The organism is Streptomyces sp. NPDC052721 (assembly GCF_040678315.1).
Lineage (GTDB): Bacteria > Actinomycetota > Actinomycetes > Streptomycetales > Streptomycetaceae > Streptomyces.
The window spans coordinates 100,743-124,216 of record NZ_JBFATL010000015.1 but is presented as its reverse complement, the minus strand read 5'-3'; the positions used below and the strand labels follow the sequence as shown (position 1 = coordinate 124,216).

The following is a 23,474-nucleotide window of genomic DNA, read 5'->3' as shown; positions in this document are numbered from 1 at the left end:
CAGACCCAGGACCTGACGAAGCACTACTGGTCGACCCGCCCGCTACCGGTGCCGGGACTGGGATCGGGGCCAGAACCAGATCCGGAACCGGCCTCGGGGTCGGCGAGCCCCGGATCAGGCTCGGGCTCTTCGAGGATCGGCGTGAGCCGTCCAAGGGGATGTGACTTGACGTATCCCGCCGGGAAAGCGGGTCGCCCCGGGGCGTCGGCAGTGAGGATGTCGCCCGGGTCCGGTGTGGTACTGCCGCCCATCGGACCGTTCCGCACTGCCTTTACCCCGCGGAAGAGGTCCGGGTGACTCCGTGCCAGCTCGAGCGTGTCCTGGGGACTCAACCGGAGATCCCCCACCGTGACCGTGCCCATCATCTGTACCCAACTGGTGGCCTCGGCCCCGAGGCGCAAGCCTTCCAGCTCCCGCTGGGTCACCTGTACGGCCAGGACCTCCGGGTCCATGTGCCACTCAAGCACACCTGGAGTCACGTGCGCCTCGGTCGGCTCACTCACGGTGACAGGTTGCGGGGTCGCAGGGCCGGCGAGCCCCTGATCCCCGGGCAGCTGATCGCCGGCTCCTTCCTCCTGCAGCGGTGCGTCCGCAAGCGCCCCTGCGGTCTCCCCCTGTGGTGCCGCCCCAGGGGCCTGGGACACGACGGCCGGCGCCCCGGGTGTCTCCTCCGACGGCGCGGCGGCGGCCGCAGTACGGACGAGCAGGTACTCGCTGCCACGCCGGTACAGGGTGACACGGTGCGCCGCCGTCCCCCTGTCGGGGCCGTACGTCTCGGATGTGCCGTCCTCGTGCACCACGGTGATGTGCGCGCGGTATTCCTCGGCGGCGATGGCCGCGGCGCTCCGGGCCAGTGCCGGGCTCCATCCGTGTCCCGCCGCCAGCTGTGCGCGGATCAGTGCGGTCTGCTCGGCGTCCGTGAGTTCCCGGTCGTAGGCCGTCGTGCGGTCGGCCATGGCGTCCTTGAACCGCTGGTCGTCGCTGAACGGACTCAGCTGCTGCGGCGTGAGGACGACGAGCCGGTTGGGAACCGTGCCGGGCGGCGGTGTCCGCTCGGCCAGGATCGCCTGCGGGGACCGTCGGTCCTGCGCCGGCACGGCCTGTTCCAGGGCCTGCCAGAAACCGTTGCCCGCGCCGGACGGCGGAAGCAGCCCGTGGACCGTTCCGTCGGGGGCGGTGATGCTGCTGCCGTCGTCTGAGGCTTTCCAGGCGTCCGCGCCCCGTGCCCTCTTCCACGGCGCTTCGTCATGGGCAGGACGGTCCGGCACTGTGACGGGCTTCGGGGCGGCGGACGACTGCACATCGCCGCCGACGGCAGTGGTGCGGATGCCGGGCGGCGTGCCCGGGGGCAGGGCCGCCTGGAAGTGCTCATCGGCGATCCTGAGCACCACCGACGGGCCTTCGCCCTGTTCACCCTGCTCGCCCCTGAGAGTACCGGTTTCGTCGGCCGGGAAGGCGGCGAAAAATCCCCCGTCGCCGACGACGGTGATCTGGACGCCGAAAGTCCGTGCCGCGAGCACGGGCAGCAGGTCGGCTGCGCCCTGGTTCCAGCGCGGCCTGCCCGACACCACGCCCGAGCGTCGCAGCGCGGCAGCGGCGAGAAGCCCGCGCTGGTCCTCGGGGAGCGAGAGGTACGGGGAGAGCCGGTGGGCGTCCATGAACTCGCGCTCGGCGGACGAACTTTGCGGCAGGACGATTCCGGCGTCGGCCAGTTCCTCCGGGGTGAAGGTGTCGAGCGTGTCGGCCACCGCGAAGGCCCAGAGGTCTTGGTTTCCCGGGTCGGCCAGCCTGTGGGCCAGGAGCTGGCGCAGCTCTTCCGCCCGCTCGTGGGGCGCACTGCCCGCAGGGAGACCGGAATGTCCGGGGACGGCCGCCATGAGCGCCTCGTCGAGGGCGTGGAAGAATCCGTTGCCGTCCTGCGGGACGTCGCGGACCTCGAAGGTCCGCCCCTCAGGGGAGATGAGGACCGAGCCGTCGTCGGAGACGGTGAAGCGCGGATGCTCGACGGCTGGCTCGGTGTCTCCCGCCGGTGGCGTGAAGACCACCGCGGGCGGCCTGGGCACCCCGTCGCGGAGTCCGCCGTTCCCGGCCTGTGCCCCCTTCGGGTCCAGTTGGTACCAGCGGGTCAGACGGTCGGTCTCGTAGCGCACCCGGTGGAACTCGGTGGCGGCGTACACGGCGGCTTCCTTCAGCCGGACGAGATCCTCTTCGAGCTTGCGCAGCTCTTCCTGCTTGGCCGCCCTCCGGGCTTCCAGCTCCGCGAGTTCGTCGGCCGCGGACGCCGGGTTCGGCGCCTCCTCCGGCCGGACGCCTTCCGATGTCACGGCCGGTACGCCGGTTGCTTCCTCTGCTGCGGCGGCCGGCCCCCCGAAGGCGCCTTCCGCATCGGCGGCACCAGCCGATACGGCGTCGCTCCCACCGGCGACACCGGCCGGACCCTCCGCCGTCGACGCCGGCCCCCCGAAGGCGCCCTCCTCCGCGGCCCCAGCGTCAGCCGGGAGGAGCTCCGCTCCGGTCGGTACGTCCGCAGGGGCGGACTCCACCCGGGCCTCGTCCGCGGCTTCGACCCGCCGTGCCAGTTCTCGAAGTTCGTCCCGGATCTCACCGAAACCACGCCGCTTGTCCCAGTAGGCCCGGTCCGCCTCGGTCCAGGCATCACCCGCCGCCTTGACCGCGTCCCATGCGTCGGCTGCCGCCTTGGGGAAGTTGCGGTCATCGATCATCCCCCAGGCCCGGGCGGCGTCCTCGCGTATCCACGCGAGGGTGAAGGCCCGGGTCTCGGCGCCGCGCTGTCCCGGGTTGAGCCTGCCGAACGGCCCGAGCGTCCGGTGGACATAGGCGCCGACCTTGCTGTCCCGCAGAGCGTGACTCACCTCGGCGACGCCGAGCCAGTCGGTCGGCACGGCGAACAGGAACGCTCGGGAGGACTGCTGCTTCAGGGCCGTCGAGGATGAGGGGCTGCTCCCAAGTTTCGTGCCGTCGTCATCGGTGTTGTTGAGCAGCGTTCCCGACGGGCCGGGCACGATGGATCCCGTGGCCGGCGCTGCCACCGTGGGAACCACGGTGAGCGAGGTGTCGTGCGTTCCGCTGCGCGCGACGGTGGTGTCCTGCCCCTGCGACACCTTGCTGGTGCTGTTCATGGTCGCCGACGGAGCCACGGCCAGCAGTCGCGCACGGGTGAGGTCCGGCCTCGCCCAGAACCGGTGCCCCGCGCGGACGTCCCCCAGCAGGGCGTCGTCGGTCTGCCCCGGCACCGCGTAACCGTCCGTGCCCAGGGCGTCCATGAAGAACCCGGACAGAGCCGCATCACTGATGGCGTTCTCCCGGGCCAGCGACGGGGCGATGCCGGGCACAGTCAGCACTGTGCTGCGGGCCTGCGCGACCGCCGCGTCGAGGACGTCGTCGGTCAGTTCGCCCACCCGCTCTGCCGCCCTTCCGTAGGCAGTGGCCAGCACGATCTCGGAAGCGTCCCTGATGTTCTCGAGTCCCACAATCCGGCGCGGCTGGAAGGTGCTGGCAGTGAGCCCGGGAGGTACGGGGCGTTCCTGACGCCACCTGACGACGTCCTCCGCGGTGACCTGGTTCCTCCAAAGGGTCACGGAGCGCGGGGGCCGTGGCGGTGACGTCGTTTCCAGCGGGTCCTGCCCCGTGGATCCGGTTTCCTCCTCGGCGTGCTGGGCGGGCGCTCGGTGGGCCTTGGGCACCACCACGCTCAAAGGCACCCGCTCGCGCAGTTCGCCGATGTCTTCCTCCACCGGCGGAACACCTTCGATGCCGATGGTGAGCCTCAGCCGGTACGGGGTGAGGAACTCGGCGTGCGGCTCGTCGAGGGAGAGACTCTGGCCGTCCGACCTCTCCTCCGACTTGGAGGTGGTCGTACTCAGCTGGCTGTTGCCCGATTCCGTGTAGGCGACACTGGCCGTCCCCACCACCGAGTTGCCGGTCGACAGGCCCTCGCGCACCGACATGCCGAGCCCCTTCGACCGACTGGTCGTCACCGACGCGTCCACGGTCTCGCTGGCGGTCCGGTTGTCGCTGAGGTCGACGCTGTGTCCGAGGCCGTCGAAGACCGGTTCTCCGGCGACGAGTTGGACGCGCACCGGCACGGTCCGGCCCCCGATGCGCAGGGTCAGCACATCGTAGGGGAACCGCACGCTCAGCCAGTCCGCGCGGGCTCGCACCGCGACTCCCGCCGCGGTCATCTGCTCACGCATCGACCGAAGGGCCCGCGGGCTCGCCAGGTTGCGCACGCGATTCCGCTCGGCTTCGTCGACCCCCAGCGCGGCGAGTTTCTCGTCAAAGGCGCCGAGCGCCTGCGAGGCGTCGAGCGTGCCCACGGGGAAGGCGTGGAACGGCACTCCCCCTGCCCAGGCAGGAGGGCTCCACGGCCGCTCGGTGTAGAGCGGAACGTCGCCGACGCCGTCGTCGACCAGTTTCAGGCGGTGGGCGACCCGTTCGGGTACTGCACCGAGCCAGCCGTTGGGAATGGTCAGGAGCACGCCGTGCCAGCGGTTGCCCGCGCTGGCCAGCAGTTGGTGCTGGGCGTCGGCGCTGATCAGGTACTTACGGTTCTTGTCCCCCTGGCCGTGCTCGATGCTCACACTGCGTGTCACGTTGGACGTACGGCTCTTCCGGCTGCCGGTCCTCCAGGTCAAGGCATAGGTGCCCATGACCGGCCGTGCCCCGGGCCCCTGTGCGCGCGTGTACGCCCCCTGGCCGACGAACGCGAACGACGAGCCCTTGGTCACTCCTCCGGATGCCTGCACAACAGCCGAAACCTGCTGGTCCATGTCCAGGACGATCGGCTCCGACACCACCTTGACCCCCTGCAGCCGCACCCGCTGGATCAATGTGCCCAGCCGGTCCAGATACGAGCCCTGTCCGAAGAGGCCGGTGAGGCGGAGGCCCGCGGCACTGGTGGTGAGGTCGATCCCCGCGCTCAGGAAGTGCGGAAGGACGGCGCGATCGATCGTGTCCCGGGCCGGGGCGCCGAGCTGGGTGAAGTGCCAGGAGCCATGGGCTGCCTCGGACATGACGGCCTCCACCGCTTCCCCGAGGTCCCGGTGTGCGGCGAGTCCGATGCTCAGGTAGTGCTGGCCGCCGAACGGCCGGACGTCGGGGGACGGCTGCGCGTGCGACGGTCCGCCACTCCGGCCGCCCGGAGTCCGGGGCACGAGTTCGCCTCCCCTGGCGAGGGCACCGGCCGTATCCGCGTCCAGTGTCTCCTTCCGCGTAACCATCGGTTCCCGAACGTCCGCGGGCGACGCATCCGCGTCCGCTTCCATTCCCGTCTTCCTCGTCGGCGGCGTGTGCTCACCGGGCACCGAGATCAGGACCTGCCCTCTCACCGGTTCCCCGGCCTCTCCCCCGACCAGCGCCTCCGGGGGCTTGCTCCGCACGAAGAACTGGAGTCCCAGCACGCCGAGGGTGCCGGCGCCCCGCCACAGGCTGCGCGGCCGGGAGTAACCGCCGACCTGCGCGGACAGCAGGAGGTCGTACCGGTACAGATGGGGGGCCTTACCGGTCGATGACGTCTCGAAGGACGCGCTGCCCCCATAGCCCGTCTTGTCCGACCGCTGCTGGCCCCAGCGAGGCCCCGCGCCGAGCGTGCCCGCATTGGGCGCGACCTTCGAAACGAGCGGGCTCCGCACCATCAGGCTGAACTCGATGGCCTCCTCTGTGGCCCGCTCCGCGGTGCGCGACCCGTCCAGCTTCTCGCTGCCGGAAATGCCATGCTTCAGCTTCGGCTCGCTCTGGGTCCCCTCGTACCTGCGATTGACCATGCGGGCGTCGATCCACACGTACCGATGGGCGCGGCTCAGCAGCCGGGGTTCCACCAGGGGGATCCGGATGCCGGTGGTGATCAGCGCCTCCAGGTTCCCGGCCACGCTGTGGTGACTCAGGGCCCCGATGACCCTGAGTGTGTTCTGCAGCACCATCAGGTAGTGCTGCTTGCCGTGCCACCGCTTGTCGTCCGGGTTGCCGAGCTCCTCCAGGGGCGCGACGGTGTGGGGATAGCGCTGCGCGAGCGCTCTGAGGACCTGGTCGGTGAAACCCTCCAGCAGGGTGCGCTGGTACGGCTCCGCGCCGGTGCCCGGACTCGGGGTGTGCGCCGCCATGGCACCCGCGGCCGGCCGTCCGGCCCGCTCGGGCAATGGACGCACATGCCCGCCGTCGTCCCAGCTGAAAGCCTCGACCCGGCTTGCGCCGAGCATCGGCGGTTCGTCCTTGGTGAGGTACACCGGGGCCTGCGGGACGGCATCCGCGTCCTTGCGCAGCCCCGTACCGTCATCCCAGCCCGCCAGGCGGCGCGCTTCGTAACGGGGCATCCGGTCAAGGGTCCGTACCGTGTACGTCTTCGCTTCGCCGCTGCCGGTCCAGCGCACGACGACCTGCTTCTCCACCTCGTAGAGGACGGTCGGCACGTCCTTGACACTCGCGGTCGACTTCCGGGCCCCGGAACCGCCGAAGCCCATGTTGTGCGTGGTGGAGCGACTGATCCTGCCGAACAGGCCCACCATCACACGAGCGGCCCAGCTGTCCAGCCCCAGGAGGTCCAGACCGAAAGTACTACTCGGTCCGGCCGTGGCATTGATCTCCTGGCTGTTGGCGACGCTGAGCGTTCGCTCGTTCTTGACCGTCTGCTGCACGGCGTTGCTCAGCTCGGCCGCTTCGGTCTCCGACAACAGCCGTGCGCGCAGCGGCACCATGCGCTCCACGACGAAGGCGCCGATGGGGGTGCGGCTGGAGTCATCCCGGAACAGTGGTGGCCCTGTCACGGGCCCGTGGTGAAGCCGTTCCGCGTGCTGCTGGAAGGACTCGCTGGTGAAGAACTCCGAGATCTGCGCGTAGGCGGTGCTGCCAGGCTGGGCGTCGATGGCCTCGATCGCGTCGCGCCGCAGGGATTTCACGGACAGCACGCCTTCGGTCCGCACCATGCGGTAGTCGGCCGATGGGCCGAGCCTTATTTCCTTCGGGCCGAGGGTATCGCGCTCGTCGCGGGTCATCATGCCGTCGGTGAGACGCACCGAGAGGCCGTGACGGACGCCGAAGGTGAAGCCGGACAACGTGGGAACGCCCCAGGGGAACTCCCTGCGGAGCCCGGGGATGAGGCCGCGGTGCCACGGGCGGCGGCGCTTGGAGTACCTGCGTACCTCGACGTCGTACTGGACGTCCGTCAGGTGCAGACCCGCCTTGTCGGTCGTACTCATCTCGATCTGACTGACATTCTGGTCGGTCAGGTTGAACTCGTAGCCGCGGGTGCGGGCGAACGCGAAGCCCAGACGGCCGAACCCGACGGCGGCGGCACCGAGTGGACCGAGCACCACGGCCGGCGCGATCTGGCGGGTTCTCGACAGGGTCCGGGTCGCGCCGGTGCTGGTCTGGCTGCTCTGGCCGTCCTGCAGCTTCGCCGCGGCGGCCGGTCCGGTGAACCTTTCCCAGTTGTGATGCGGGCGTGTGACGACGTGCAGGATGCGGCGCGTCTTGTCGGCCACGGTGAAGGGCGAGGACTCCCAGCCATCGCCGCCGAACCGGCGCGGGGCGTTCCCCAGCGCCTTCTTGAGCTCGGCAGCGATGCGCTGCCGCTCCTCCCCTTCCGGAATCTCCGCTCTTTCGACGATGTGCGCCACGACCCCGTCGATCCCCCGCAGGACGGGCAGGGATGTGCCGTAGGTCGTTTCAGCGGTACTGGTGAGCCATTCGGGGAGCTGTGTGCCGTCGTCGAACCTCACCGGTCCGGCCAGCGGTGCGGGTGGCGGCATGGTCGCGTCGACCCTTGCCGGCCGGTGCCGGTCCAGCACCGCGTCGAAGTCCGTGTCCGCCGACTTGGCGTCCGCCGATTTCATATCCGCCGAGGTTGCGCCCGCGTCGGTGTTGTCGACAGCGCTCTCGCCGCGCTCGGCACCCGTCTGACCGACGGAGTCAGGGATCTTGGGAGCCTCGGGGACCACACGCGCCGAGCGGGGCGCAGGCACGGGATCTGGTACGAACCTGGACTCCCGTGCGGGGGCCGATGTCAGCAAGAGCCGGTCCGCACTGGGCAGCTGCGCCGTGGCAGTGTCCGGCTGCTCCTCACTCTCCGGTGCTGTCGGCTCCGGTACAACGAGTTCCGATGAAGCCGAACCTGAAGCGCTCGCGTCCGGAACGGCCGCCTCGACAGCGGTGGCGTCCCCGGCACCAAGCGCCCCGAACTGGGCGTTCCGCCCCAGGAACTCACTCGTCCCGGGCTGACGGCGCAGCGGGAATCCGGGGATGCCATCCGTGGTCGGCAGGAAGAACTTCGCGTTGTTCGGCAAGGGGGCGAGGACACCGTACTGCCCGTCCAGGAAAACAACGCCGCGATCAGTGTGCACCACGTTGATCACATGTGCTGTCCCGCTGCCCTTCTTCCCGAAGACCACCATTCCCCGTGCACCCAGCGGCGCCCGGGACATCGCCTCTACGACCGCCGCCGGACCATCCACCGGATCGGGAACCCGGTCGAGATAGTTGGCTAGAGAGTTGCGCAGACCTGAAACCTCACCCGACGGCTGGCTCAGCGTCCCCATTTGCGAGGGCGGAGCCTGATATACCGCGCCGTCCGGATCCGCCAACGTCATATCGACAGCGATGGACGTCAGCACACAGTTCGTCACGAACTCGCCCCCCCGCGCCCGGAACGGGTTGACGGATTTCAGCCACTCATATTCCTTCGGCAGCACCCCGCCGGCATCGGCAGACACCACGCGCACACCGGACGATATCGGTCCGGCCGACACGGCCGACGTCGCATCCGAGGGGATCTCGGCAGTGATGAATGCGCGGCGCCGAAGTTCGCGGTCGTTCCCTAGCCCCTCCGTTCCGGGTGGCAGAGCACGGCCCCGATTCTCCGGCACGACAGCGAATTGCCCGGCGGTCAGTGCTCCCGGTTGCCCGGCCGAGGCGCCCTGCAGCGCGGCAAGGTGGTGCCCGAGCCGACTGCGGAACGAAGCTTCCAGATACCTGAGACGCACCCGGCCGACCTCGCGCGCACTCTGCTCCTGACCGGACAGCACCGACCCATTGCCACCAGCCGAGATCCGCACCACCGGCAGCTGCAGCCCAGCCCTAGCGTTTCGCAACCCTGCGGCAGCCACCTCCCCGGCCAAGTCGTCCAGCAGGTCCTGGTCAAGGTCAGAGAGCTCGCGCGTGCCCTCGGCGAAAGAGAATGCGGCCTTCTGGCTCCAAGCGCCCAGCCCCGCCCGGTCCGCATCCGTCGCGGAAGCGTCGGCGCCGTCCACCGTGCCGAAGGGCGTGGCCATCCCCTCGCCGGCGAATCGCCAACCGCTTTCCATCTCGGCCCTGTCGAGGACGGTCTGATCGCTATCGCGAACGTTGGTGCCCGGTGAGGGCCGAAGGTCCTCACCTTCCGCTGCGGCAACTCCGGCGTCTGGGTCCACGCTTCCCAGGTCGTACCGCGAGCCCGAAGCCTGCCGGTCCGATGGGGGTATGCGGTGCTCCGGGTTGTAGTACGGGTTGGGCACGAACGTCACCGAGCGCTCGTAACCGCCCGTCGTCGGGTTGAGACGGGCACCGTTCACGATCTCCACACCAACGATGAACTCTCGCCGAATACCGCCGGGGAAGGCGATCTCTCGTTCGTTGGACAGAACCTCATTGGTCATGGAGCCGGTCACATCGATGCCTCCGGGAGCATCGATCAGATAACGGAAATCCGTGCCCCACCCGTCGTACTGGGCTGTCTCCGAACGGGTCGTGCTGACGAAGCACGATGGAAGGTTGTCCCTCTGGTAGTCGGCGATGCTCGGAACACGGCGGGGGTTTCTCGGTTCAAATCCCTTTTCAAAGACTTCCTGGTAGCCCCCCGCACGCCAGGCCCTTGTCTCCCACCGGAAGAGGAGTCCGTCCTCAGATCGGTACCTGAGCATTCCGCGACGACCGAGGATCAGCTTTCTCTGCGGAATCGCGACGACCGCAACCGGCAGAGCCGTCCTCAACACCTCGTCCGTGGTCGGCCGGGTGGTGGCGGCAGGGACATGCTGAAGCACTTTCGGAAGCAGACCGTCCACTACGACGTTTCGTCCCGGACGAAGGATGTACTCCATTACGGAACCCGGCCTCACCCGCGGCCTCACGGGCGACGTGGATGGGGGAGGCACCATCGTATTCCCCCGCGACGGGACGAGGTGCCCTGGAAATTCACCGGCAGACGGCGCCCCACCCGCCGGCCGGGGCTCCTTAGGCCGCACCGTCAACGGAGCAACCGGCCCCGTGGCCACGGACATCCCACTGCCGCCAGCCCCGGGAGTTGCCGTCAGATCCTCCACGCGGAATGGGGTGATCTTGAACCGCTCGGCTTTCTTCCTCCTGTTCTTGAAGAAGGAGAAGATTCCGGCGCCCGCAAGCCTCATCGGCTGCTTGTTAACCACCATTGAGGCCACATGGTCGGCGACCTGGCGAAGCGGACCCGACTTGAAGACGTCCGGAAGCTGCTGGTAGGCCTCATGCACAGCGTCCTCGGTCACCTCGCCCTTGGGCCAACCCAGCCTCCGCAGTTCCCGGGAGACTGCCGACCTCAAGTCATCGGCAGACCAGCCCACGGCGGGCGCTGCCGATGTGAATCCGTGTGCGAGCGACTCGGTGAGCGGGCTCACTGCCATCTGGTTGTTGCCGATCTCACCGGATGAGCTTCCGGCCAGGGGCGTGCCATGGGCGTACGGGGCGTAGACATCGGCGATCTGACGCAGATGGTCCTGGGTGAGGGCGAACGCTTCCGGGTCGTCGCCGTGCAACCGGCCCATGAGACTGAAGTCGTGCTCACCGTCCCGGTCGTCGTGCACTCCCAGGCCGTGCACGAACTCATGGACGAAGGCGAGCGGATGCGCGTCGGCGAACCAGGTCCCCTGGTTCATGCCGTTCCCGTCGGCCGGCAGCCCGGGGCAGACCTCGACCACGTCGTGGGCGGCCGCCGGGTCGGTGACGAACTCCACCCCGACATGCAGCACCGGTCCCGCCGTCGTAGCGCCCCCCGACTGCCTCACGTCCGGCTGCAGGGCGGGAAGCTGGTGGCCCCGCCTGTTGACGAACTCATCGAGACCCTGAACCAGGCCGCTGCGCAGCAGGTCCAGGTCCGCCTCCGTAGCCCCTTCGCCTGCGGTCAGGTGGATACGGCGGACCAGCGACAACAGCGGCGGCCGGCCAGCTTTCCCCTCATGCCACGACCATGCATACCCGACGCCGGTCCGTTCGCCGGACATAGGAGGGCGGACCAGTCCCCGGAGCCCGTTCGCGCTCTCGGTGATCAGGAACGGGTCGGTATACGGCTGGTCGCGCAACGTCCGCCACCGGTCGGTAACGACCTCGCCGGCCGCCGCCACCGGGCCATGGGCCGCCACGTCCACACCGGAGGTTGTATCGACGCCCTTCCCGGGAACGAGGCCGTAGTCGACAGAAGGTCGTACGTCCACCGCGCCAGAAGCGGACGCACCGACTTTCATACCCTTTCGATGTGATCGGCCTGCGGCTGTCGTCTCGTCGAGCAACCGGGCCAGGTGCGCCTGACGCTTCCGCAACCGCCGCTTCAGTAGCGCGGCATCAGCCTCGGAGAAGCCGATGGAATCTACCCTCGCATCGATATCCGCCGGTCGGAGATCGAGCACTCGCTGCACCGAGCGGGCCAACTGGTCCTGCGTCATGGCCGCGAAAAGAGCTGCGGACGTGGGATTCGTGGCATGATCCCGGAGGCTTTGCCACTCGCCGACCTTGGAACCGAACGCCTCACCCTTCCGCTCCCCGCGCGCACGGAACAGCAGGGCGCCACCGGTGTCGATGCGCACCGGCACGCCGTTCACGGTCGCGAGGTTGGCGAAATTCTGCCCCGCGACATCCCAGTTCGCCAGCCAGGCATCCACCGCGAAGCCCTGGCGGACGAGGTCCAGGTACCGCAGGTTGCTCAGCTGCTTCCCCACATCATGCTGCGCGCCCGAAAGCCATTCGGATGCGGTCCCCGCCACGCCATCCACCAACGCCAGCCGCATACGGGCGACCGGTACACCGGCCAGCTCGTACAGCCGTGCGGCCAGCACCTCGCTCTGGGCGTGAAGGGGCGAAGGCGACCTCTTCAGATAGAAGCGGCGTCCGCGTGCATCCTCGTACACGCCACCCGGGTTCGATCCCAGCTGCTGCCCGATGCGTTTCCAGCCGGACGTGTCCAGCCATCCGGAAGTGGTGGGCCCCCCGCCGACCGTCGGCGTGCCGGTTCCGAAGTCCGGATGATGCGCCAGCGCCAGCATCGGCCATGCTGGTTCGCGGGGCCCGGCGGCCAGTTCCACGGTGAAGGAAAGGCCGTGACGCTGACCGAACGCCTCCAGCCTCCGCTTCAGTTCGGCAGGCGGCACATCGCCCGGCGTGGCGCTCGGGAAGAGCACCACTCGGTCCAGATCGGACCAGGTCATGTCTCCGTGCAACTGCACTTCGAAGTAGTCCTGCACCACGTTGGTGAGATTGCCGTTGTTGACGTGGTGGAGAAGTTCGGGGTCGAACCGGAAGCCGGTCGCCTCGGCATACGCCAGGCGCAGAACGCCGTCCAGCGGGCTGCTCAGCAGCGGGAGCAGGTTGCTGTATCCCGTAGCCCTGGCGGTGACCTGGTGACCGTACCGAATAGTGTCCGCCTGGGCGAACGTGGACCGACGCATGACCTTCCGCTTCAGGTGGAAGACAACCGAGCCGAACCGCCGCTGGCCTTGGACCTTGTAGCGCGTAGTGAGGCCGGCGTAGCGCGGCAGATCGGCAAGGTCTTGCTGGTCCGGGGCGAATACTAGGAAACTCGAGTCCTCCGTCTGCACTGACCCCCGCTTAAGGGACGCCGGATAGCCGAGCATCTCCTCGGTGAGGCCACGGAATTCGAAAGCACCCATGCTTTGTGCCCGGAGGAAGAAGCGCTCGGCGTCCTGCATGCTGCGAGCGCCAATCTGCCACTGATTGCGGAGCATGATCTTCGGGTCGCTGAGCATCGACTCCAGCACCGCTGGGGTAGCCAGGGGAACATTGACCACCAGCGCCATGTTATTGCGTAGATGTTCCTCGACCGCGTGGATCAGGCCGGAGACCTGACCGAAAGCCCGGAGATAGGGGGCTCCCCAGCCGGCCGACATCAGCCGCGCGGCGGCGTCCCGCAAATCCTGCTCGCGGCTTCGGTGGCTTCGTCGTTCAATCATGACAAGAGCCGCCAGCTGGGGAGGTCGCAGCTTCCTCAGGGCACTGCCCCGATCTTCCAGCAGCCGCAGAACTTGCCTGTTCTCCTCCAGTGACGCCTGCTGCTGGAGCAGTACCTGCCGGAGTGCCCCATTGTCACCGGCTCGCTGTAGCGCGTGAGCCAGCACACTGCGCTGCACCTCCAGGTCCCCTGCATACCCTGGCCGTCCCTTCCGGGACGGCCATCCGTGGGCTGTTTCCGGGTCGCTCACCCAGCGGGCCACCATCAGATCCTGCCCCGTAGGGATGAGAGCCCGGCTGACTCGGCCGCCCATCGCGGTGACCGTTTCATTGGCAATGAGCATGTCGTCAGGCAGTGGGGTAACCATGTGGCTGGCCGAAGGCACATGCTGGACACCGAGCAGCCTGTTCGTCGCCCGCGCGCCGGGTGCGGCGCCAGGGAGACCAGCCTCCGCCTCGTCGACCGGCCGGACAACCGGAAGCGGCGCACCGCCGGTCACTCGGTACCACTGCTGTTCCGCCAGCTCGACGGCCAGATCCGCCTCGGACCACTCCGCGTAGGCTTGTGCCCAGGCATCCTCCGCGGTCTGTGCCGAGGTGCTTGTGCCGGCCAAGTAGTTCTCCTCCGCCGCCGCCCTCCTGGCATCCGCCATGAACAGGGTGTTCCGAGCGTTCGTCAGTGCTTCAAGAGCCTGGTCCTCTGTGACGTCGTCGATGTCTGCAGCCGACGACTCGGCGTCCTCGCCCGGAAGTGCCTTGCTCTTTCTCTTGCCCTTGTCGGGGCCTTGCGGAAGCGCGGTCGGCGCACCGGAACCCGCGTCCGCGGGTCCGGCCGCTTCGGCGGCCTCGTTGGCGTCGGCGTCGCTCACCGTGTCGGTATCCGCGACTCCGTCTGCACCGGCTAGTCGCCAGATGCGGTAGTCGGCCATCAGGTCGTCGGGGGACGGGTGTCCCCATTCCCACAGGCCGGCGGCGTCGACCTCGACCCGGGCCCGGGCTGCGGCCTCTGCCGCCACCGCCGGGCTCAGGAGCGACGTGACCGGGCGGTCGGCGCTGGCCTGTTCCTCGGACAGGGCGTCCGCCAGGTCGCGATGGTGTTCGTGGGAGGCCAGGAAGCGGTTCCACGCGTCGGCCCGGGTCCTCGGGAAGTGGGACGGTCGGTCCTCCAGGTTCGGCGGCGTGAAGTGGGCTGCCCGGAAGTTCAGTTCCGCGATCCACCCATCCGTGTCACGGGGACCGATGCTGACCGCCGGATCGGCGGCGCCCTGCACGGTGTCCGGTTCCGCGTCCCGTACGGGATCGTGCGCGGCTTCCCACTGGGTCGGCGGCGGGGTCGTGGAGGACGGCGGGGCCAGAGGGTGGCGCCAGTCGCGGACCTCCGGTCCGCCCGCGCGTGCGGTGGCGGCGATGACAGCCAGATCCTCGGCGCTGAGAACCGGCGCACCGTCGACCGGCGGGCCGACAGTGAGAGAGCCGTTGGCACGGACGGCCGTCGACTTCGCCGAATTCCGGAAGACGGTGCCCTCATCCTCGTAGCGATCCGGGAGGCCTATGAAGTGCAGAACCTCGTGCAACAGTTGGTAGGTGGTGAGCGGCACGCCCGAGTCGCTAAGCGTGTACCAGTCACGGGTCGTGGTCCTGCCCCGCTCATGGTGGACGCGGACTGTGTGGTGCGCGTCCGTGGCGTCGCCGAACTCTAGGTTCAGGTGGAACAAGTCCTTATTGGGCAGGCTGAAGCCCGGAGTGCTGTTGATCCGCTCCAGGACCGCGTCGGCCAGGCGTCCGATCAGGAAGCGGAGGTCTGCCTCCGCGGTTCCGGTTCCTGCTTCCAGACTCAGCCGCACGGTGAAGTCGGAGACCCATTCGCCCGTCGCGAGCTGGAAGCGGCGCAGGTCGTACCGGATGGTGCTCATCGTCCCGGGCAGGGTGTGCCGACGGGATCCGTCGGGCAGCAATGCCCCGGACAGCGCAGGCTCACCGGGCAGGCGGTCACGCCGTGGTGTGTCGAAGGGCAGCGGTTCATATCGGCTGGTTTCGATCCTGACTGGCACGGCGATCTCCCGCAGTTCCGCCAAGGCCGAGAGGTCCCGGACAGGCGCAGCGGCCTCGGCAGTACCGGCCGGGGAGGAGGGGAACGACACAGACTCCCAGGTTGCCGATGCCTTCCAACGGTTGGAGCTGTCACCGCGACCCCGCCGGTCGTCGGGCCCCAACGGGCCCGGGTCCTCAGGGAATACGAAGCCGGGCACCCAGCGCGTGGACGCGGGGTCGTGGATACGTCCCGTGCGAGAACTAGAGCGGGGCCGGGATCGAGACTCGGACTGTGGCTGGGACAGCACCGTTGACAGGCTGGCCATCGAGGCCATCCCCGCGGCAAATGCGGTGCCGATGGCGGACGTCAGGTTACTCGCCCGATTCAGGATGGATCGGGACCGCGAGCGTTTCCGGGCTGGATCCGCCCGAAAACCGGTGACCGTGGGCACCACGGGGGCATGCCCCAACGGTGCGTGGCCCAGGGGTACTAGGGAGCCGGAACGTCCTCGCCCCGACCGAGTGTGCGGGTCGGTCGCCACCGCCACCAGGGATGCAACCGCGTCGCCTGGGACGACGGAGTGGGAGCGGCCTCGGCGCGGCTCCGGGTTCGAGGTGGCTGGGGCAGGCGCCGCCGGTGGCGTGGTGGTCTTTGGCCGACGGACGATGGCGGCGAAGTCCCGATACAGGGGGCCCAGAACGTCCCGGACCGCCCGGTCGAGTTCGGGATGCCGATGTAGATAGTCGGGCGCGGGTGCGGATTTATCCACCCTGCTGGCCAGCCGCTGCAACGCCAGGGTCGGCGCTACGGGCGTGGTAAGAAGCTTCTCGAGATCGCTCCACAACTTCCGCGCCAACGATCTCTCCTGGGCCTTGAGGAAGTGCTCGAGGAGCTCCGTCTCGGCGCTGCGGAAACCTCTGTCCGCGTCCTCCCAGGAGGTGGCGACAGGCATCTGCGGCTTGGGGAAGTTCGTCGCATAGCCGTCGGTCAGCATGGCCAGGTAGTACTTCGGGTACAAGTCGCTACCCGAACGTTCCCAGCGCTTCGGATCCTCCGCGTACCAGCTCTCCATGAGGCGGTGGATGTCCGCCAGGGAATGTTCCAGCCACGTGTATCCCCCGTTCGGACCCTGCATGCGGTTGAGCCATTCGGGCACGGTTAGGGGTCGCCCGGCCAGCATCGGGTCCATGACCACCGTGACGACCTCGCCGGACTCCCTCACGGCGTCCACAGTGGGAGCGATGTGCTCGAACCACGAGACGGTCCCGGCGCGGCCCTTCCGGGCTCCTTCGGCGTGGGCCGAGGCGATCCGGATTCCCAGGGCACTGCCAACGATCACCTTGCGGGGCTTCGCACCCCACCTTAGGAGCTGCAGTGCCCACAGATGCGCCCGCGTCGCGCCACCGCTCTCGGGGTGCTTCGTGGTGACGGGCACCCAGCCGAACTGCGAGTGGAGGAGGTGAGTCTCACTCAACCGCTCGAACCACTGTTCGACCTGCTTCATCGGCACCGGTTCGGAGCTCGTGTGGCCAAGCAGGAACCCGATCCGCCCAGCGGCCTCGGCCCACTTGGCCGGCAGTTCCCGGCGGATGTCGGTCCCGTACTGCCTCTGCCATGCCTTGGCGATCGCCCATATGCGGCGCATGTCGCGGTCGAGGGCCATGAGGTCCGCGAGTACGGTGTCGAGGTTCCCGTCGTGCAGCCGCCGTGCCGCCTGGACCACGTGAGACCTCTGCCCCACGTCCACGATCAGCGAGGCCGCCCACCGGTCCCGTCCGAGGACTGAGGTACCCGCCCGCAGCCCTGCCTCAACGAGGATGGTCTCGTGGTCCGATGGGGACAGAGCGCGGCGCTGCAGGGCACGGTTCGCCAGCTCCGTCAGGGTGCGGCCACTGTCGGCACGCAGGGCGTTGTCCAGCGAGGTGGGCGTCAGCAGTTGCGGTGTAGACCTCCTGCGGCCGAGAACGGTCAGTACGGCCTGGACGTCCACCGAGGGGCGGGTTCCCAGGAGCCGCGCCAGCTCCGTCGCGTACCGGCGGTCCGCGACCGACGACACGGCCGTCGGGTTCTCCCGCAAGCCGCCCAATGGCGCCCCGAGAGGGGCCCGCCTCGTCATGGGCTCACCCGCATCGGTCTCCCGCAGCAAAGGGAATCCGGGAATGCCGTCCGTGGTCGGCAGGAAGGAGACCGCGTGGGATGGCACCGGGGCGAGGGCACCTGCCTGCCCGTCCAGGAAGACAACACCGTTGTCGTCGCGCATGACGTTGATCACATGGGCGAGTTCACCGTCGTCGTCTTCAACGACCACCATGCCCCGCGCACCCAGCGGCGCCTGGGACATCGCCTTGACGACGTCCGCCGGACCAGCCACCGGATCCGGGTCCCGGTCCCGGTAATTGGCCAGATAGTTCCGCAGACCTGAGACCTCACCATCCGGCCGACCCTGCACACCCAGATCCGAGGGGGGCGCCTGATACGTCGCACCGTCCGGATCCGCCAACGACATGTCAACGGCGATGGCCGTCAACACACAGTTGGTCGTGAACTCGCCGCCCTGCTCGCGATACGGGTTGACCCGGTCCAGCCACTCGTACTTCAGGGGCAACGCCTGACCGGCATCGGCGGACACGATCCGCACACCGAAGGGGGCCTCGCCGCCCCGCATAAGTGACGCCGTGTCAGAGCGTGCGAAAACCGCGGCGCCACGAGAGTCCGCCCCACCCGCGGTCTGTCCCCCCAACCGCCGGCTGCCTCCGCCGCGCCCCTGTCCTCGGCTCCCGGAGCCCGATGCGTTGTGCGACGACGGCTGCTGGTTCTGTTGCCTGGATTCATACCACTCGGTGAGCTGGCGGTAGTAGCGCCAGATGTGCCGCAACTGGGGAATGACTTCGTACGTGAGATCGGAAGCCAACTGGTCGGCCCCGCCGGGATACGTCTCCGGCTTCATGCTGAAGTACTGGTCGGCCCACTTCACGGCCGCGACGAGTCCGCGCTTGTAGTCGTCATCCGGCAGGGCCTGGGCATACCACCGCAGAGCATCGCCGATCGGGGTGTACTTCCGCTTGAAGTACTCGAAGCGGTCCCGCTCGAACCTCAGCCGGTCCCTCATCGGGTCGGATGGCGGCCGCACTCCCAAGTAATCGCGGATGTCCTCCAGGTCTGCGTAGGTGAATCCGCGGTCCATACCATAGACCTCGACCGGCTTGGGCCACCGGGCCCCGGGCAAGATTGGATTGAAGGCTCCCTGCCCGTACTTGTCCTGCAACTCCTTGGAGTAGCGTCCCGAGGCGGTCACCGGCTCCGCTATCAGGAGGCGCTCATAGCCGGGAGCCTTGCCTCCCTTCCCTGTTCGGCCGCTTCCCCTGTCGCGCCACTGGAGCATGCGGTTGCCACCGTCGGCATTCGACTCCTCCAGGTAGCGGACTCGGTGGCCGATCAGCGCCATGGCCTCCAGGTTGCCGGAGCGGAAACCCAGGTGTCTCAGCCTGTGATGCCGGTCAAGGTAGTCGTACACCCTGAACTGTCCGGTGCGCGTCCCTCCACCCCAAGCGGCCAACAGCGGATCGCTGCCCTTCCAGAAGCCCGTGATCTGGTGGATGTTGGCCACGCCCAGCTCGCCACGCATCTGCGCGACCACCTGGTCCCACTTCCCACTGTGCTCCCGCTGGTTGGGATGCTGGTCGCCAGTGATGATCACCGCGTCGTACGCCCGGGCGGCGACTCTCAGGAGTTGCCGCACCCCCTGAAAACTGGTGTCGTGCTCCATCCGCCCACGCAAAGTGGACCAGCTGTATCCCTTTCCGGTGAAACGGGCCCAAAGCACCAGCACATGTCCGCGCGAGTTGGGCAGGTGGATGCCCCGGCTCTCCAACCAGGCTCGGATCTCCCGGTCGTGGTCGGGCCTCAGCCCCCAGGCCTCCCGCAGGGAGGCACGCAGGTTCGAGGAGAAGACCTCCGCGATGTAGTTGGTGGCGTCCGTCACCCCCAGCAGATGTTGGTCTTCACGCCACTGCCCGCGCGGGAATCCCCATTCCTGCTCGATGATGCGGCGGCCCTCCTGCCTCAGAGCCGGCCAGGCAAACTCCTTCCCGGGGCTCGCCACATCCACGAAGTGGATGCGGTGCCGGCTGATGCCGGTGCTGCGGTAGAAGTCGGCAATGCCCGCCGACTTGTCAAGGAGCGGGTCGTGGCCGGGGAAGCCGGGCCTGGGCCCGCGGGCGATGAGGACGTGCAGGTTCGGGTCGTGAACCAGCGCGGCAGCGACGGCGAACTGGTCGCCGGAGGCATATCCCGGCTGCATGATCAACCAACTGTCACTCGCCGCACCCCTGCCGCCCGCGCCTCCGAAGCCGCCCTGCCGGGAAGAACCCTCCCCCCGATTGGGATCGTTGCTGCTATGACTGGCATGCCTTTTACCGAAAGGCATCCCGAAGCGGTTTCCGTCCGCGTCAAACAGGCGCTGGTCCGTCCGACCGCCCAGATCCACCTCGTCGGGACCGGACGTAGCCGCCCACACCATGCGTCCCCGCGCCCACTCTCCCGGCAACTGTCCGTCTTCGCCCGCCCATACTCGATGGGTCGTGGCGTCGGCCCAGACGATTCCCGCCGCGGTGTGTACCAGGGCCAGAGCGTGCCCGTCCTCGCCCTCGCGCCCGAACAGCACGGTGGAGAAGGTCCCCGGGCCTGCCTCGCGCACCCGCGCCAGCAGCGCATCCACGCCGAGTTCGGAAGGTCCGTGAACAACCGGAGCACCATGACGCTTGAACAAGGTCCAGCCGGGCGACTGTTCCGCACGGGACGTCTGCGGCTGTCCCGCCGGACGGGGACGCCCGAAGAAGGTGTCTCGGAGCGCCTCCGTCGCCTCCAGACACACCAACAGCTCCCCGCCGTCCACACTGCGGCTGTGCGGGTTGACCAACCGCAAGAGCTCCGGCGTCAACTCAAGCTGTCTCCCGTCACCGGCGGCCCGCACGTAGCTGTCGAGAGCCTCGTACTGAGCCCGGGTGGGCGGGACAAGCCCGCGATCACGCAACACCGCCTCAGTGTTCTCGTAAGACCACGTCCGCGCCCGCTTCAACGGACCGTCCTCCCGCGAATCCATCCTCGGGCCGGGCCCGGCTTCTCGGTCATCGCCAGTTTCGGCGAGACCTTCCGTCTGCCCGGCCGGCTCTTCGCGAGCACGCTTGCGCCCGGCCATCGACTCACCCGCCGACCGGCCTTGTTTCTGGTCCTGCTCAGGGCCGATCGCTCTGCCCTCGGCCCCGTCCACCGCGACGTCCGTTCCGGCAGCGCTCTCCGGAGGCGGTGTGTCACCGGTTTCAAGGCGAGCCGGGGCCGTGGTGGGAACGGTGCTGTCCAAGGACCTCAACTCGCCGCGCCGTGGGGCCGACAGTGCGCCCACGTCCTCGTGGTCCGAGCCAGGTGCCTGGGACTCCTCGGACTTGGCGCGACGATCCCGCGACGGACCGGGGGTGTCCGTCCCGGAAGTGGGAAGAGACCTCTGCCGCTCGTTCTGCTTGTCGCGGCTCGCGAGGTCGGCCCACGACGGATACCCCTCGGTCACCGGCCCAGTGGCGAACGGCTCATCGGCCACGGACCACGCATCGGTCGCCAGGTCGTCCGGGGCGGAGGTCGTCGGGACGCTGTTGTGCGGTCCGGAGTCACGGGCGAGGTCGCGGGCGAGAGGGGGGTCGATCTCGGGGCGGTCGAGGAGCAGGCGGACGAGATCCGCGTCGCTCAGGCCCGCCGTCCCGATCGGCAGCGCGGCCTGAGGGGTGACCTGCCAGGCAACGTCCGCCTCCGTGCCGTAGCGGATGCCGAGGCTGTCGAGTTCGCTCTTGGTCACAAGGGCGTCGGCCAGGGGCGCATGGCGCAGGCGTACGCGCTGCTCCTCTGTCAGCTCGGGACGCGCCGCCGGGGTCGTGGCGGAGGCGGTAAGCGAGGTGAGCGGGGTCTCCCCGATCCGCCCGCTGATGGCCTCAACGCCTTGGTGTGTGGGAGGAGTTACCGTGACGATGGTGTCGGAGAAGGTGCCGGCGGAGGTGCCGGTCGTCCAGTCCGCGGAGCTCGTCGCCTCGTTCGTGGTGGCGTCCGCGAAGCTCGTCGTACGGGTCGGGGCCAGGGCCTCCTCAGAGGCCTCGGTGACCCCGGTGGCCTCGTCGGTGTCGAGGTCGTCGCCCCGGCCAGATGCGGCGGATGCGGGGGTCTGGCCGCCGAGGGTGCGTACCGGGGTGGTGGGCGTGGATCCCGGGCTCGTTGGCGTGGCTGCGTTGGCTGCGGATGCCGGGGTGGTCGCGGGGCGCGGGGCGCCGTCGCCGCTCACCGAGGTGCGGGTGCCGGCGGGGGTGCCGGCCAGAGCCCCGGATCCTGCTGTGCGGGGAGTGGCGGTACCCGTGCCCTCGGGGGCATCGGCCTGCGTGCCGGAGGCTGCTGGGACTGCCGGGGCAGGGACGCCGGGGGGCACCGGGTGCGGGGTACCGGTCCGGATGTCGGCGGGCGTGCCGGCCGACACGCCAAGGGCCGCGGGAGCCGGCGTGCGGACCGGGTCCGCACCGGTCGAGGTGCCAACGGGTGCGTGGTCCGTCGCGGCGGAGGGCGGGGCCACCGCATCGTCCTCCGCCGGGGTGGCGGCGTGGAGTTCGTCTCGCGGGTGCGGGTTCGGACTGTCGGCCGGAGTGCCGGTAGCCGCAGGACGGCCGGGGGACGTGGGGGCCAGGCCGCCCGTCGTGCGGAGCTGGGTCGCCCCGGTAGAGGTGCCGGCGGGTGCGCGGCCATTCGCGGCGGAGGGCGGGGTCACGGCATCGCCCTCCGCGGGGGTGGTCGCGTGGGGTTCCGGGTTCGTGCCGTCCGACGACATGCCGGTGGCTGCCGGGCTGACACCCGCCGCAGCACCAGTGCCTCGAGGGACCGACGCACGAGGGGCGCCCGAAGTTCCCGCCAGGGACTCCGGGACGACGTTCCGTATCCCGGTCTCGATTCCCGTTTCGCCGACGGCGACCGTGGCGGGATCGACGCGAGGGATGGCCGCACCGGCGACCGTGCCGGTGGCTCCCGGTACCAAGGGGTGGCTCCCCTCGGGGCGAGCTGCACCGCCACGAGCACGTTCTTCGTCCGCACCGCCCACCGACGCATCCGGCATGGCGACCGGGTTGACGAAGGTGTTGCGGATGCCGGCGCCGAACCTCTCCGCGCCCCGTTCCGCACCCTCCCCGACCATGGAACTCGTACCCGCGCTCCACAACGTGGTCCAGTCCCACACCGCGGCCCCGTCGAACCACAGCGGCACCACCACGCCTGCAACCGCCTCCGAGATACCGCCAACAGCGAACATCTCACCGGCCTGGCCCACCGCTCCGCCGAAGCCGGCCACCACCCCGCCGGTGCCGGTCCCACGGCCGGCACCGGCACCGGCCCCCCGGGCGGGAACACCCCCGCTGTTTCGGACCACACCCTCTGCCGGCAGATCTCGGAACCCGTCGAAGCCGTCGCCCTTGAACACGTTCCGAACCGGACCATGGCCCAGGTGCGTCAGTGCGCCGAGCCCGCCGGCCACCATCCCGTTGACCGCGCCGAACGCTGCCTCTTGCGCGATGTTCCCCCAGTCGATCCCTCTGGGACGACGATCCCGCGGCATGAACACCATCGCCGCCAACCGGACCATCAGTGCCTGGAAGGCCTCATCAGCGGCCCCCGTCAGACCGCCCATCACATGCTGGACCCTTGACGCCAGTGCATCCAGAACGAGCAAGAGCTTCACCCGGCTGCGCGCCATCACCTCCGCGGACCGCGCCGCCGTCGCACCGCCCGTGAAAGCCGCCAGCAGCGCTGACACCCATAGGTCGATCAGCGTCCGCACCAGCTCCGCGATCAGCTCCCACTTCGACAACGCGATGTTCGTCGACATGTCACGACGGCCGGCAGCCACCGTGTCCAGATGATCCGCGAAAGCACGCAGATGGTTCACGCCACCGTCGTCATGCAGCGCCTGCATCGCCCGCCGGTACGCGCGCCCCACATTCGGAGGCAGCGCACGCGCTGTCCCCAGCACCGACTCATCGATCAGATCCGCCAGCTTCCGGACGTCTCCCGCGTGCTGCTCGAAAGCCCCCGCAGACCGCGCCGCACCGTCCTCGTTGGCCTGCAGGAACGGATCGCCAACCAGGATGTACATCAGCACGTTCAGCTGCGGAGTTACTTCAATCGCCATGGCACTTACCAGTCGGGATCGTTCGTGGACGGTCGGTGGTCA

General features: G+C 69.1%; 1 protein-coding gene. It reads right to left on the bottom strand.

Annotated elements, in window-relative coordinates:
- Positions 1–23 precede the first annotated feature (23 nt).
- Entirely contained in the window at positions 24–23,432 is a 23,409-nt protein-coding gene (locus AB0L21_RS17120; protein ID WP_365784785.1) for a toxin glutamine deamidase domain-containing protein, read from the bottom strand.
- Positions 23,433–23,474: the final 42 nt, after the last annotated feature.